The 13,072-nt window shown below is 65.7% G+C and carries 12 protein-coding genes; 9 read left to right on the forward strand and 3 right to left on the reverse strand.

Annotated elements, in window-relative coordinates; translation table 11 throughout:
- Positions 1–180 precede the first annotated feature (180 nt).
- Together MU521_RS02790 and MU521_RS02795 are read left to right on the forward strand one after the other, a co-directional pair.
- Complete coding sequence (locus MU521_RS02790) at positions 181–1,239, forward strand: glycosyltransferase family 4 protein (RefSeq protein WP_092689438.1); 1,059 nt, start codon at positions 181–183, stop codon at positions 1,237–1,239.
- Positions 1,240–1,293: 54 nt separating this feature from the next.
- Positions 1,294–2,742 (forward strand): acetyl-CoA hydrolase/transferase C-terminal domain-containing protein, encoded by a 1,449-nt coding sequence (locus MU521_RS02795; RefSeq protein ID WP_092689440.1) that lies wholly within the window; start codon positions 1,294–1,296, stop codon positions 2,740–2,742.
- Between the two features lie 19 nt (positions 2,743–2,761).
- On the opposite strand, the gene folP is transcribed toward MU521_RS02795, so the two are convergent.
- Together folP and MU521_RS02805 are read right to left on the reverse strand one after the other, a co-directional pair.
- Complete coding sequence (gene folP, locus MU521_RS02800) at positions 2,762–5,206, reverse strand: dihydropteroate synthase (protein WP_092689443.1); 2,445 nt, start codon at positions 5,204–5,206, stop codon at positions 2,762–2,764.
- Between the two features lie 54 nt (positions 5,207–5,260).
- Complete coding sequence (locus tag MU521_RS02805; protein WP_092689446.1) at positions 5,261–5,917, reverse strand: helix-turn-helix domain-containing protein; 657 nt, start codon at positions 5,915–5,917, stop codon at positions 5,261–5,263.
- Positions 5,918–6,183: 266 nt separating this feature from the next.
- On the opposite strand from MU521_RS02805, the gene MU521_RS02810 reads away from it, so the two are divergent.
- The 6 genes from MU521_RS02810 (at position 6,184) to MU521_RS02835 (ending at position 10,942) form a co-directional block, all read left to right on the forward strand.
- A complete protein-coding gene (locus MU521_RS02810; protein ID WP_175452794.1) occupies positions 6,184–7,215 on the forward strand; it encodes a ribonucleotide-diphosphate reductase subunit beta in 1,032 nt (343 codons plus the stop codon).
- Positions 7,216–7,217: 2 nt separating this feature from the next.
- Positions 7,218–7,478 (forward strand): hypothetical protein, encoded by a 261-nt coding sequence (locus MU521_RS02815; protein ID WP_092689452.1) that lies wholly within the window; start codon positions 7,218–7,220, stop codon positions 7,476–7,478.
- Positions 7,475–7,843 carry a 2Fe-2S iron-sulfur cluster-binding protein gene (locus MU521_RS02820; RefSeq protein WP_092689455.1) on the forward strand — a complete coding sequence of 123 codons (369 nt, stop codon included), beginning with the start codon at positions 7,475–7,477 and terminating at the stop codon, positions 7,841–7,843. Before MU521_RS02815 ends, MU521_RS02820 begins: the two co-directional genes overlap by 4 nt.
- Before the next feature lie 210 nt (positions 7,844–8,053).
- The gene (locus MU521_RS02825; RefSeq protein WP_092689457.1) at positions 8,054–8,785 is read left to right on the forward strand and encodes an SCP2 sterol-binding domain-containing protein; all 732 of its coding nucleotides are present in this window, start codon (positions 8,054–8,056) and stop codon (positions 8,783–8,785) included.
- A gap of 210 nt (positions 8,786–8,995) precedes the next feature.
- Positions 8,996–9,559, forward strand: coding sequence for an SCP2 sterol-binding domain-containing protein (locus MU521_RS02830; RefSeq protein ID WP_092690079.1), 564 nt, complete (start codon positions 8,996–8,998; stop codon positions 9,557–9,559).
- Between the two features lie 177 nt (positions 9,560–9,736).
- On the forward strand, positions 9,737–10,942 hold the full coding sequence (locus tag MU521_RS02835; RefSeq protein WP_092689460.1) for an acyl-CoA dehydrogenase family protein: 1,206 nt from the start codon (positions 9,737–9,739) through the stop codon (positions 10,940–10,942).
- Here the strand turns inward: MU521_RS02835 and MU521_RS02840 are convergent.
- Entirely contained in the window at positions 10,933–11,580 is a 648-nt protein-coding gene (locus tag MU521_RS02840) for a hypothetical protein (RefSeq protein ID WP_092689463.1), read from the reverse strand. The genes MU521_RS02835 and MU521_RS02840 overlap by 10 nt on opposite strands.
- Positions 11,581–11,747: 167 nt before the next feature.
- Between MU521_RS02840 and MU521_RS02845 the strand changes: the two genes are divergently transcribed.
- Entirely contained in the window at positions 11,748–12,953 is a 1,206-nt protein-coding gene (locus MU521_RS02845; RefSeq protein WP_092689466.1) for an acyl-CoA dehydrogenase family protein, read from the forward strand.
- Positions 12,954–13,072 lie beyond the last annotated feature (119 nt).

A 13,072-nucleotide genomic window follows, 5' to 3' on the forward strand; every position in this document is an offset into this window, starting at 1 on the left:
TGGGGAGTCGCGACCGCAGAGAGCGACTCCGAGTGCGCGAACGGCGACCGCAGGGAGCCGTGAGCCGGACGACTCGACCGGAGGGAGAGTCGCCGGACGGGCGAGCGGTCGGATTCCGTCCGCGACTCCGTGTCGGACAAAGGACAGGGATTTTTGAGCGGTCGCCGTGTCCCCCCGGGTATGCGGGTCGCCTTCGTGTCGGAGCGGACGGTGTTTCACGAGTCCACCGAGGGGCGGGAACGCCTCCACCGCATCGCGACGAACCTCGACGCTCGCGGCCACGACGTGACCGTCTACTGCGCCCAGTGGTGGCCGGATTACCCAGAGACCATCGAACACGAGGGGATCACCTACCGCGGGATCACGGTGTCGGACTCGAAGGCGGCTTTTCTCGCCAGAATTCCGTGGGTCGTCGCGCTGGACCGCCCGGACGTGATCCACACGACGCCCGAACCGCCGGCTGTCGTCACCGCTGCGAAACTCGCGGCCGTCCCCGCCCGCGCGCCGCTGGTCGTCGAGTGGTTCGGTGACGAGAACCTGCCCGACTCGCGGGCGCGGACCTACGCCGCGAAGTTGCCCGACGCCGTGGTCACGCCGTCGGAACTCGTCCGGACGACGGTCCGCGAACACGGCGCGGCCGCCGACAACACCAGAGTGATCCCCGAGAGCATCGACACCGAACTGATCGACGAGGTCGAACCAGCCGAGGACGCCGACATCGTCTACGCCCGCGACCTGGACGCCGACGCGAACGTCCAGACGCTGTTGCTCGCGCTGGCGGAGTTGCGCCGCCGTGACTGGTCGGCGACCATCATCGGCGACGGCCCCCGACGCGAGGAGATCGAACAGCAGGCCGCGGACCTCCGGATCGACGACCGGGTCACCTTCGCCGGCGACCTCGACCGCGAGGAACGGCTCTCGGTCTATCGGGGCGCACACACCTTCGTCCACACGGCCTTCCGGGAGAACTTCGCGACGGAACTGCTCTGGGCGCTGGCCTGTGGCTGTATCGGCATCGTCGAGTACCAGGCCGAATCCAGCGCGCACGAACTCATCGAGACCTACCGGCGGAGCTTCCGGGTCACCGACGACGAGGAACTCACCGAGGCCATCCGCGACGCCGCCGGCATGGAACGGCTGGATCGGGACCCCGACATGGACCGGTACGACCACGAGGAGGTCCTCGATCAGTACCTCGACTGCTACCGTGACCTGCGCGAGGAACAGGGCCTGTTTTGAGGGGACTCACTTCTATGGCGTCCGGGCTTTCCGTCGGCCACTGGAAGCACCGGTATGCAGGAGACGACCCAGCGTGTCGCCGACGGCGTGGAAACGACCGACGCCGCCGCGGCCGCCGATCTGGTCCCCGACGACGGCATCGTCCCGATGAGCGGCCTCAGCGCCGGCCCGAAAGATATCGCACACGAACTGGCCACCTCGAACCGGGACCTCTCGCTGACGGTCCCCGCGAGCGCCGACGCCGGCTTCGTCGCCGACACCGAACTGCCCAACGCGGACGCGCTCGACCTCCGGTATCCCTTCTCGGCGTGGCCAAACCTCAAGCGGGCGATCAACGATGGACGGGTCGACTTCGTCGACGATCACCTCTCGGTCGTCGAGCAGTCCGTCGCACAGGGCCAGTTCGGCGACCCCGACGTGGCGGTGGTGGAAGCCCTCGCGGTGGGGGAGAACTGGCTGGTTCCGACGACTGCCGTCGGCGCCGTCCCGGGGTTCGTCGCCGCCGCCGATGCGGTGATCGCCGAGGTCAACGAGGCCCTGCCGCTGGAACTCCAGCACATGCACGACACCTGGACACCCGCGACGCCGCCTCGGGCCCCGCTCTCGCTGTCCGACCCCGGCGAGCGGCTGGGTGACCAGTTCGTCCGGTTCGATCCCGAGAAGCTGACGGCTGTGGTCCGCACCGAGAACGACCCGATCCCCTACCCCTTCCGGGAGCCGTCCGACGCGGAAGCCGCCATCGCCGACAACGCCCTCGACTTCCTGGCGGACGAACTCGCCGAGAACCCCGCGTTCAGCGAGCGATTCGCCTTCGAGGTGGGGATCGGGTCGCTGGGCAACGAGATCACCGAACGGATCGGCGACCTCGACTTCGGCGACCGCGACGCGGTCTACTTCGGTGAGGTCGCACAGGACGGCCTGCTCGACCTGCTGGAAGCCGGGACGCTCTCGGCCGCGAGCGCGACCGCACTCGTCCTCGGCGAGGACGGCGTGAACCGGATGCTCGACCGGCCCGAACTCGTCGCCGACAACGTCGTCACGCGCTCGATGAGCGTCTCGAACGACCCCGGCCTGATCCGGGCGTTCGGCGTCGTCGCGATCAACACCGCCGTCGAGGTCGACGTGTACGGCCACACCAACTCCTCACACGTCCGCGGGTCACAACTCCTACAGGGAATCGGCGGCTCCGGCGACTTCGCCCGCAACGGACTGCTGTCGATGATGGTGTTACCCTCGACGGCAAAAGATGGCGAGGTGTCGCGGATCGTGCCGATGGCGTCACACGTCGACCATCCAGATCACGACGTGGACGTGGCGGTGACCGAACACGGCGTGGCCGACCTGCGTGGGCTGACGCCGGACGAGCGGTTCGAGGCACTCGTCGGCGAGTGTGCCCATCCGGAGTTCCGGCCGGCTCTTCGGCGCTACGGCGAGCGCGCCGCCGAGGGCGGGGGCCACATGCCCCACGACCTGCCGACGGCGTTCGACATGCACAGGGAGTGAGCGGGGACCCGAACCGCGGTCACTCGTCACCGGCGTCGACCGTGTCGTCTGCGGCCGCGACCGCCCGAACTGCGGCGACGTTCTCTTTCACGTCGTGGACGCGGACGATGTCGGCCCCGCGCTCGGCGGCCAGCGTCGTCCCCGCGACGGTCGCCGCCAGTCGCTCGTCGGGGCCACGGTCGATCCGCCCGAACATCGATTTGTGGGAGTGACCCACGAGGACGGGACAGCCGAGCGCCTGGAACTCGTCGATCCGGCCGAGGAGGTCGAAGTCCTCGGCGGGGGACTTGGCGAATCCCAGACCTGGGTCGACGATTATCTGCTCGCGATCCAGGCCCGCCTTCTCGGCGAGCAGGACCCGTTCGGTCACCTCGTCGAGTACGTCGGTGACCACGTCGTCGTACTCGCGGTCGGTGTCGGGGTCGACCGGTGTCTCCTCGCTGTGCATCACGACGACGGGCACGTCGTGGTCGGCCGCGACCAGGCGCATCTCCGGATCTTCGAGGCCGGACACGTCGTTGAGGATGTCCGCACCCGCGTCCAGGGCTGCCCGGGCGACCGCGGCCTTCCGGGTGTCGACGGCGATGTCGACGTCGAAGTCGCTGATCGCCTCGATCACTGGCACGACGCGGTCGATCTCGTCTTCGGCCGGGACGGGGTCGGCTCCGGGCCGGGTCGATTCGCCGCCCACGTCCACGATGTCGACGCCGTGATCGACCATCTCCTCGGCGCGGGCGACGGCGGCCTCGACGGCCTCGTACTCTCCGCCGTCGTGAAAGCTGTCCGGCGTGACGTTGAGGATGCCCATGACGGCGGTGCCATCCTCCCAGGGGTAGCCGCGCTCGTCGGGGCCGTGGCCTTCGATTTCGAGCGCGGCCCTGAGGTCGTCGGCCAGCGGCGAGAGTCCGTAGGGCTGGCCGTCGAGTTTCCCGCAGAGGCGTTTGAACTGCGCGAGCGTCCCCATCAACACGGCGTCGACGTTCTCGCGGTCCTGATCGACCAGCCCGGAGACGGCACACTCCCCGCCCAGCGAGAGCAGCTCCTCTTTGAGGTACTGGGCCTGGCGGGGCTGCACGCGAGTTCGCAGGACGCGATAGACGCCCTTCCCACCCATCCGCCAGACGCCGGCGTCGGTGACGTGGGCGTCCGAGAGCGTCTCGCGGGACTCGGCCACCGAGTCGACGTGCTTGGGGACCGTGGGACGCGTCCAGTCCGTCCGGGCTTCCGCGACGCAGTACAGTGAGCCGGTCACCAGCACGCAGTCGTCGGGACCGGCGGCGTCGCGGGCCATCTCGAACGCGCCGGCCACGTCGCTGCGGGTCTCGACGGTGGCGTCGGTTTCGGCCTCGAACGCGCGTGCGATCACGTCGTCGGCCTCGGCGCGGTCGAGGTCGGGTTCGCAGGCCACGACGTGGTCGGTGTCGGGCAGGGCAGCCGCGATGCCACGGTGGTCCTTGTCGCTCATCGCGCCGATCACGACGTGGAGGTCGTCGTAGTCGAACGAGTCGAGCGTGTCGGCGAGGGCGGCACAGCCGCCGGGGTTGTGGGCGCCGTCGAGGACGACGAGCGGGTCCCGGCCCATCACCTCGAACCGGCCGGGCCAGTGGGCGTTGCGCAGGCCGCGTGCGAGGTCCGCACCGTCCACGTCCGCGACCTGCCGGGCCAGCGCCGCCGCGACCCCGGCGTTGCGGGCCTGGTGTTCGCCCAGTAGGGGCAGTTTCGTGTCCAGCGTCCAGTCGCCGCCGTCGAGCGAGATCGCGGCTTCGAGGCCGTCACGGCCGCCGTAGGCGACGGTGCAGTCCTCGTCCGCGTCGGTGTCCACCGTGTAGAGGTCACCGGCGACCTCTCGGGCGGCCTCGCGGGCGTCGCCGGTCGCGCCGGTGACCAGCGGCGCGTCGTCGGGGGCGACGTGGGCCTTGTCGCGGGCGATCTCGGCGACGGTGTCGCCCAGCAGGTCGGTGTGTTCCAGCGTGACGGTCGTGACGGCGCTGGCGACGGGGTCGACGACGCTGGTGGCGTCGTGACGGCCGCCGATGCCGACTTCGAGCACTGCAACGTCCACGTCGGCGCGGCGGAAGGCCCACAGCGCCATCACCGTGAGGGTCTCGAAGAAGGTGGGCGCGTTCCCGTCGGCCGCGCGGTCGGTGACGTAGGGCCTGGCTTCGTCGACGAATTCGACGAGTGCCTGTTCGGTGAGTTTGTGGCCGTTGATCCGGACGCGTTCGCGCACGTCGTCGAGGTGGGGAGAGGTGTAGCAACCCACGTCGAGGCCCGCTTCGCGGAGGACGCGCTCGGTCATCCGGGCCGTGCTGCCCTTCCCGTTCGAGCCGGCGATCTGTATCGCCCGAACGGACTCCTGTGGGTCGTCGAGATGGGCCAAGAAGTCCCGCGTCGCCGTCGTGCCCGGCCGCGGCGGGTACCGGCGCAGGTCGAACAGAAAGTTCGCCGCGTCGTGGAACTCCATATCGCGTCCGAACACAGCGGCGCGCTTTAGACTGTCGGACTCGGCCGTCTCCGATCAGTCGGGGCCGACCTGGGAGATGATCCGGGACTCGATCTTCCGGAGGTGTTCGCCGACGGTACTGGTCGAACAGTCCAGTTCCGCGGCGATGTCCTCGTTGGTCGCCTGCCGCGGAATCTCGTAGTAACCCTTCGCCAGCGCGACTTCCAGCACTTCGAGCTGGCGCTCGGTCAGCAGCGTCGTCACGTCGACGCGGTCGACCGGCCCCGAGTCGTCCTCCTGCAGTTCGATGTCGAGGTCGCCGGGACGCATCCGCGCGGCCTCGCGGATCTTCTTGAAGTCGCCCGCAACCGACATGTGCAGCCCGCCCTCGTCGTCGATATCGACCGGCGGGTCGATGATGAGGTCGTACTCGTCCATGAGCTGGATCATCGCCGAGAGGACCGTGTTCGCCGCGAAGCGGACGTGTGCGCGCACCCCGTCGTCGTCGACTTCGAACACGTCGTAGGAGAGTGCGCTCTCCTCCTCGGCCAGGATGGCCTCCAGTTCGTCGGCGTCACCGGTAAGGTGATAGAGCAGGACGCTCGTCCCATCGGACATTAGATCGAAGTGTAGCGCGGCCTCGCGGGTCAACTCGGGATGCTCGACGATGGCCTCGTCGAGCGGATTGTACGTGCCGTCCTCCGTCCGGAGGACGATGTCGAACTCCCGCATGCCCTCCAGTTCTAACCAGGGGAACAAAAGGGGTTCGGCAGTGATGTGAGGTAAGGGCCCCGGTAACGGGAGCCACAGGCGCTTAACGTCCTGTTCGATGATGATAGAAGCGCGTCGAGCGTGCGGTACGGTTTCCGTGGTATTATCACACACCCGTTCATATCGAGCGCTCGACGGCTGATTCCAGCGTCGAGCCCCCTGTTAAAAAGCTCCTCATATTATCGGGGGTATATGTATCCACCAGTCTGTTGTATCGTGACATGGGTATGGACGCCAGCACTGATCAGATCAAGGCGGGGCGAATCGACACTAGCAGTACGTACTACGAACTGTACCAGAAGTCGGTCGAGTTGGGGACGTGGGACGCCGAAAAGCTGGTCCACAAAGTCGGCTTCGAGGACGACCGTGAGGTCTGGGAGGGGCTGAACGACAACGAGAAAGAGCAGTGGGCGCGGCTCATTTCGTACTTCATCGACGGTGAACAGGCCGTCGCGGCGGACGCCCGGCGGATCATGAAGACGGTCTCTTCGCCATACTTCGACCGGTCAATGGAGAAAGAGATGATGGCCTCGGCGCTCGCGCTGGAGGAGGCCAAGCACACGCAGTTTTTCGACCTGTATATCACGAACGTGATGAGCGACAAGTTCCCGCAGTACGAACTCGACAGTCGTCGCGGGGGCATTCAGATCCCGCGAACGGAGGCCTGTGGTGCTGGTGAGATGTTCGAGCGGCAAGGGACGCTTCAGGCACAGGCGGCTCACGGCGGTGACCCCGCGGACATCGCCCGCGCTGCGACGAACTACCACATCGGCGTCGAGGGCATCCTCGCCCGGGGTGGCTACTTCGCGAAGAACCGGATGATGCAGGAGGCACCGCTGAAACTGCTCAACAAGGGCTTCCAGTTCATCAGCACCGACGAGGGGCGACACATTACCTTCGGGCTGGAACTCCTGCAGGAACTGATCGAGAAGGAACGCGAGGGGCTCCCGGACTACCAGGGCGTCGAAAACGCCATCTGGGAGCAGGCGATCGAGGACATCGGGTACATCACCGACACGGCGTACTTCATCACCGCGGACATCGACGACCCGCTGGACGTCGACTTCAGCGAACTCGTCAACCGTGGCGCGCGGCTGGCCGGCGACATGATGTTCGATACGCTCGACCTGGACGCCGGGAGCGCCACGGAGTTCATGCAGGCCTCCGCGGACGCCATGGAGAGCGCACAGGGCAGCGACTACGACGACGTGATCGACAAGTACGACCACATCTACTCCCAGAAGATGGCTGGTGACTGATCATGACGGAGCTCACTGACATCGAAGGCGCGGACTTCACTGCAGACGACGAAAAGATCCAGACGGCGGTCGAGGAAGCCGCGGACGACCTCGGAATGACGCCCGAGAAGGTTGAAGAAGAGGTGGCGTACATCCTGGACTCGGGCACGGGCCGGGCCAACAACGAGGGTGTGGCCGGCGCAGCAGCGGCCGACAACGAAGATACCGACAACGACCCGCGTCTGGAAGCCCTGGAGATGTTCAAGCTTCGCCAGGAGCTATGAGCGGCCGGGCAGACAGACAAGACGAGGCCGGCGAGGAGGTCGTGACCGACGACGGCGAGTACGAGGTGACCCTCGAACACGAGGGTGAAGACGTCACCCTCTCGGTCGACGAAGACGAGTACATCCTCGACGCGGCCGAGGAGGCCGGCCTGGACCTGCCTTACTCCTGCCGGAAGGGACAGTGTACCTCGTGTGTCGGGACAGTCGAGGAGGGCGAGATCGACCAGAGCGAGGGCGCGGCACTGGACCCCATGCAGGAAGACGACGGGTTCGCGCTCCTCTGTATCACCTATCCCAAATCCGACTGCACCATCGAGACCGACACCCAGAGCGACCTGTTCGGCGGCGACATGGACATCCTCTAGGTGGGTCGAGACGGCTTTTTGTCGCTTTTTGGGTAATTTCCGACTGCGTCTCCACGTGGGATTTAATAACCCTAACTTTCTCGCCGAAACGGTATTTAAACAACCTCACATCGACGGGAGAACTATTTTTTTGATCTCCAGTGTCGATACGGGTGGATCCGTTGGCGGGCGCGCAGTTGGGGGACCGACCCGCACAACGGGGTGATACCGATGAGTACACAGGAACAACAGTTCGAACTCGACGATTACTTCCCGACCACGGCATGGCTTACCAGGTACCAGCACGCGCTCGACGACAGTCAGGAGCTCGAAGACACCGGCGAAGGCTGGGGTGTCGGCTGGAACGGTGACTTCGTCTTCGAGATGCAGAACCTCCCGATCGAGGAGCGAACGGTCAACGACCTCCCCGAAGAGGTCTGGGAGGCCCTCGAACAGGGGATCACCCAACTGCCCGAGGACACGCTGGGAACCGTCCTCGAAGACGCGCCCGAAGACGTCGCCGAAGGAATCGAAGCCCGCGACGGGCCCCTCCCCGAGCGGGCCGCCCAGGAACTGCTGGAGACGAAAATCTCCGAAGCGCCCGAGAAGGTCTGGCCCGGCCTCCGCCGCGTCATGCCGGACATCATGGACGACCTGCTCACGGAACTGGAGGAGAACGTCACCGACGACGGGACGGTCTACGCCTGGATCGGCCTGGAAGACGGTGGCTGTTACGACACGACGACGATGGACACCCTCGACGAGCGCGATCACGGGTTCGTCCTGACCGGCGACTTCGACCAGTGGGTCGACCTGGTCAACGGCGACCTCGACGTGGTCGAGGCCATCATGTCCGGGAAGCTGGAGCTGGACGGTGACATGCAGAAGATCCTCCAGTACTCCGACGCCGCCCTGACGATGACCGACGTGGCCAGCGACCTGGACAAGCGCTTCCTGTTCTAACCGTCAGAAAGCCTATATTTTTGTCGAACTCACTGGCCGGTTTCAGAGCACTTAGTGGCGTAATTTCCCTCGTGTTGTTCAACAAATCGGACAGTTCCGGAGTCGGTATATAAAACCCCCTCACATACGACGGGATACCCTCACGGGGATAGCCGAATTACGTAACAGTAGCCATCGGCCACAGGGTGCCGGTGGGGAATGGGCGAAACTATGTCAGACGAACTCATCACACGCGTCGAAGAAACGCTCGACAAGGACGAGGAACAGCTCAAGGACGACCTGCCGGACCTGCTCAACGACATCCAGGGGCAAGAAAAGGAACTCATCACCGAGAATCCCGAAGTGTTCGCGAAGGTCATCGGCCGGATGGACGACATCGACATCGCGAGCTTCTACGAGGACGAGCCGGAGGCGGGCAACCAGTTCCAGGATCTGCTGTGGACGGGCGTCAACGTCCTCGTCGAAGAGAACCCCGAGATCAAAGACCAGATCGCGGCGGACATCACGGCGAACTTCGAGGCCGACGACTGCCCCATGGAGGGCCACCTCGACGTCAACGCCGGCGAGGAGACCATCACCGGTGGCTCGGGTCCCGTCGCCGACCCCGACCTCACGCTGACCGGTCCCGCCGACACGCTGACCGGACTCATCACCGGCGGCATCGACCCGGTCCAGGGGTTCATGCAGCAGCAGTACGAACTGGACGGCTCCGTCCAGAAGGGCACCCAACTCGCCTCCGTCATGGGCGAGATCACGGACAACGTCCCGAACTGACGCCGTCTGGCGTCGCGATCAGGGGTCCCCGAGGTCCAGCGGGCACGGCACGTGGACACCGTCTCGGGCACGCGGGACAGCGAACTCGAGTCGGTCCGTGAGGACCGGAAGTACGTATTGACAACGAGTGTCGTAACCGACATACCGAGCCGACACACCAAATAAACACGATTGATTATGCACTTGACCGAAGAACAGGAAGCGTTCCGGGAGGAGTTGCGGTCGTACCTGCAGCGCGAAGTGGAGCCAGTCGTCGACGAAGCCGATCAGGAACCGTTCACCCGCGACGAGATGGTGAAGTACATGAAGGATCTCGAAGCGCTGGGGATCGGATTCAGCCCCGACACCGTCGAGGAGTTCTTCGGGGACCTGCGTCGCTTCGCCATCGTCTCCGAGGAAATCAGTTACTACTGGCCGAGTCTCAACGTGGGGCTCCTGATGGGCTTTCCCGCCCAGTTCGTCCGCTTCGCCAGCGAGGAGACGCGGTCCAATCAGCTCTCGAAACTGGAGACCGGCGAGTGTATCGGCTCGCTCGCGGTCACGGAACCTGAGGGGGGCTCGGACACCGCCCAGCCCCGGACGGTCGCCCACAAAGAGGGCGACGAGTACGTTCTCGAAGGCGGGAAGACCTGGGTCGGCAACGCGCCCATCGCGGACGTGTCGCTGATCGTCGCCCACGACGAGGAAGCCGACGCTCAGGACATGTTCCTGGTCGACCGCGAGTACTCGGACTACGAGGCCGAGACGCTCGACAAGATCGGCTGGAAGGCCGTCAACAACGGGCGGATGTACCTCGACGGCGTCCGCGTGCCGGAGGACAACAAGCTGTCGGCGATCATCGGCAACGCGATCCGCGACGGGAACCAGTTAACCGACGTGGTGCCGTTCCCGGACTCGGTCGCGGAGCTGTTCTTCGACCAGAAGGCGCTGAACGCGACGTTCTCCTTCATGCGAACCGGGATGTCGTTCATGTCCGTCGGCATCATGCAGGCGGCCTACGACGAAGTCGTCGACTACGTCCAGGAACGGGAAACCTTCGGCAAACCCATCGCCGAACACCAGCTCGTCCAGGAACTGCTCTACGATATCCGGGTCGACCTGGAAACCTCGCGCCAGCTCTCGCGGCGGGCCCTGGAATCACTGGAGAACGGTTCCAGCGACGCACGCCTGCTCACCTCGATGGCGAAAGGCTACACCGCCGAGAAAGCCCACGAGGCCACCTCGAACGCCATCCAGGTGATGGGCGGCGAGGGGCTCAAGACGGAGAACCGGCTGGAACGCTACTTCCGTGACGCCCGCGTCATGCCGATCCCCGACGGGACGACCGAGATCCAGAAACTCATCGTCGGCAAGGAAATCACGGGCCGCTCGGCCTACGACTGACCGGCGGCGTCGTTCGGAGGCTCTTCGGTCCGCTTTCGCACGCGCTCGACGAACTGTCGCATTCCGACCAGCGCGACCATCCCGACCAGCGGTGCGATCCGTGGTGGCCCCTCCCGGTCGGCCTCTGCGTCACCGTCGTCGGTCTCCGCGCCGTCACCGTCGTTCCGGTCGGCGGTTCGATCCACCCCGAACGTCTCGACGGACACGTCGGTCTCCTGCTCGGTCTCGGCGTCGGCGGTCGACCCGTCGCGCTCGTCTTCGGCCGCGTCGTTCTCGTCGGCCGTCGCGTCGCTCGGTGCCTCGTCGGCGACGTCGACGGCCCCGGTGTCGCCGACGACCTGGACGGTCCCCTCGAAGTCCCGGTCGAGATCCGGCTCGTCGCGGTCACCCTCGTCGTCTGCCTCGCTCTCACCGCGGCTGTCGAGGGCGTAGCGGAGGACGACGCCCAGCGCCGCCAGCCCCAGCCCGGAGAGGGTGAGCACCGTCGTCAGTCGCCGGGAGTCGGACTCGTCGGCGTCGGGGGCCGAATCGTCGACGCTCGATCCACCCGTGGCGTCCCCGGGACCATCGGACTCCCCACCCGGGAGCCGCGAGGTGAGCGTCTCGGGGACGCGCCCCTGGAGGTTCGGTCGATCCATGTGGGGCCAGCTACGACGGCCAGCACATTACGTTTGTGGCAGTCGCTACCGGACATAAACCTCCCTCGTATGTGACGGGGTAGGCATTACGCCGTTCCGCGATAACGCTCTGCTAACCTGGCCGCCGACGTGCGCGGCGTCGGTGCCGCCATGGGGGAGACGACAACATGCAATTCGACAAGACACACGAGATGTTCCGTGACTCGCTCCGGGACTACCTCGAGAGCGAGATCGAACCGGACGTGCAGGAACTTGACAAGCAGGAGATGACCAAAGAGGAGGCTGTCGGCTACCTGCGCGACCTCCGGAAGCTGGGGATTGGCTTCGACCAGGAGACCGCACAGGACTACTTCGGCGACCTGAAGTACTACGTCATCGGGTCCGAGGAGATCTCCCGCGTCTGGCCGAGCCTGAACGTCATGCTCAACATGTCGTTCCCGGCCATGTTCGCCAACTGGGCCAGCGAGGAGACCCAGGACGCGCTGGACGACAAACTGGAGAACGGCGAAGCCATCGGCGCGCTGGGCGTCACCGAGCCCGGCTCGGGCAGTCACTCCAGCAAGCCCAACACCGTCGCCCGCAAGGACGGCGACGAGTACGTCATCAACGGCGAGAAGACCTGGGTGAGCAACGCCCAGATCTGTGACCTGACGATGATCGTCGCGTGGGACGAGGCAAACGACGCACAGGACATGTTCATCGTCGACCAGGAGAACTCCCCGTTCGACACGCGCAAACTGGACAAGCTCGGCTGGAAGGGCTCGCCGACCGGCCAGATGTTCTTCGACGACGTGCGCGTGCCCGAGGGCAACAAGCTCAGCAACGCCATCCGCAACCTGATCCTCGAACACGGCGACCTCGCGGAAGCCCTGCCCTTCCCCAACGAGATGGTCGACCTGTTCCTGAGCCACAAGCCGCTGAACGCCATCTTCTCGTTCATGCGGACCGGGATGGCCGCGATGGCGGTCGGCATCCAGCAAGCGGCCTACGAGGACGCCCTGGAGTACGCGACCGACCGGGAGACCTTCGGCAAACCCATCGCCCAGCACCAGCTCGTCCAGAACCGCCTCTACAAGATGAAGGCCAACGTCGAGACCTCGCGCCTGCTGACCCACGAGGCCGTCGAGAAGCTGTCCAACGCCGACGACGAGTCGCGGATGTACTCCTCGCTCGCGAAGGGCTACGCCTGTGACAAGTCCGTCGAGACCGCCCGCCACGGCGTCGAACTGTACGGTGGCAACGGGCTCTCGACCGACTACCCGCTGGAGCGGTACTACCGCGACGCCCAGACGATGACGATCCCCGACGGCACCGAGGAGATCATGAAGCTCATCGTCGGCTACGAGATGACCGACATGTCGGCCTACGCGTAAACTACCCCACCTACTCGCTCACGGCTTCTTCTCGCGGGCCGCCGGCCCGCTCGAATGGTCCGCGGAACTTCGTTCCGCGCTATCGCCGTTCGCTTCGTTGAGGGTGTCGTCAGAAGCGG

Origin of the sequence: Halorientalis regularis (genome assembly GCF_023698535.1) — an archaeon.
Lineage (GTDB): Archaea > Halobacteriota > Halobacteria > Halobacteriales > Haloarculaceae > Halorientalis > Halorientalis regularis.

What these genes read in the sequence shown, in the direction of transcription:
- MU521_RS02790 (WP_092689438.1), top strand. Translation starts at nt 181, where the DNA reads ATGCGGGTCGCCTTCGTGTCGGAGCGGACGGTGTTTCACGAGTCCACC.
- MU521_RS02795 (WP_092689440.1), top strand. Translation starts at nt 1,294, where the DNA reads ATGCAGGAGACGACCCAGCGTGTCGCCGACGGCGTGGAAACGACCGAC.
- folP (WP_092689443.1), bottom strand. Translation starts at nt 5,206, where the DNA reads ATGGAGTTCCACGACGCGGCGAACTTTCTGTTCGACCTGCGCCGGTAC.
- MU521_RS02805 (WP_092689446.1), bottom strand. Translation starts at nt 5,917, where the DNA reads ATGCGGGAGTTCGACATCGTCCTCCGGACGGAGGACGGCACGTACAAT.
- MU521_RS02810 (WP_175452794.1), top strand. Translation starts at nt 6,184, where the DNA reads ATGGACGCCAGCACTGATCAGATCAAGGCGGGGCGAATCGACACTAGC.
- MU521_RS02815 (WP_092689452.1), top strand. Translation starts at nt 7,218, where the DNA reads ATGACGGAGCTCACTGACATCGAAGGCGCGGACTTCACTGCAGACGAC.
- MU521_RS02820 (WP_092689455.1), top strand. Translation starts at nt 7,475, where the DNA reads ATGAGCGGCCGGGCAGACAGACAAGACGAGGCCGGCGAGGAGGTCGTG.
- MU521_RS02825 (WP_092689457.1), top strand. Translation starts at nt 8,054, where the DNA reads ATGAGTACACAGGAACAACAGTTCGAACTCGACGATTACTTCCCGACC.
- MU521_RS02830 (WP_092690079.1), top strand. Translation starts at nt 8,996, where the DNA reads ATGTCAGACGAACTCATCACACGCGTCGAAGAAACGCTCGACAAGGAC.
- MU521_RS02835 (WP_092689460.1), top strand. Translation starts at nt 9,737, where the DNA reads ATGCACTTGACCGAAGAACAGGAAGCGTTCCGGGAGGAGTTGCGGTCG.
- MU521_RS02840 (WP_092689463.1), bottom strand. Translation starts at nt 11,580, where the DNA reads ATGGATCGACCGAACCTCCAGGGGCGCGTCCCCGAGACGCTCACCTCG.
- MU521_RS02845 (WP_092689466.1), top strand. Translation starts at nt 11,748, where the DNA reads ATGCAATTCGACAAGACACACGAGATGTTCCGTGACTCGCTCCGGGAC.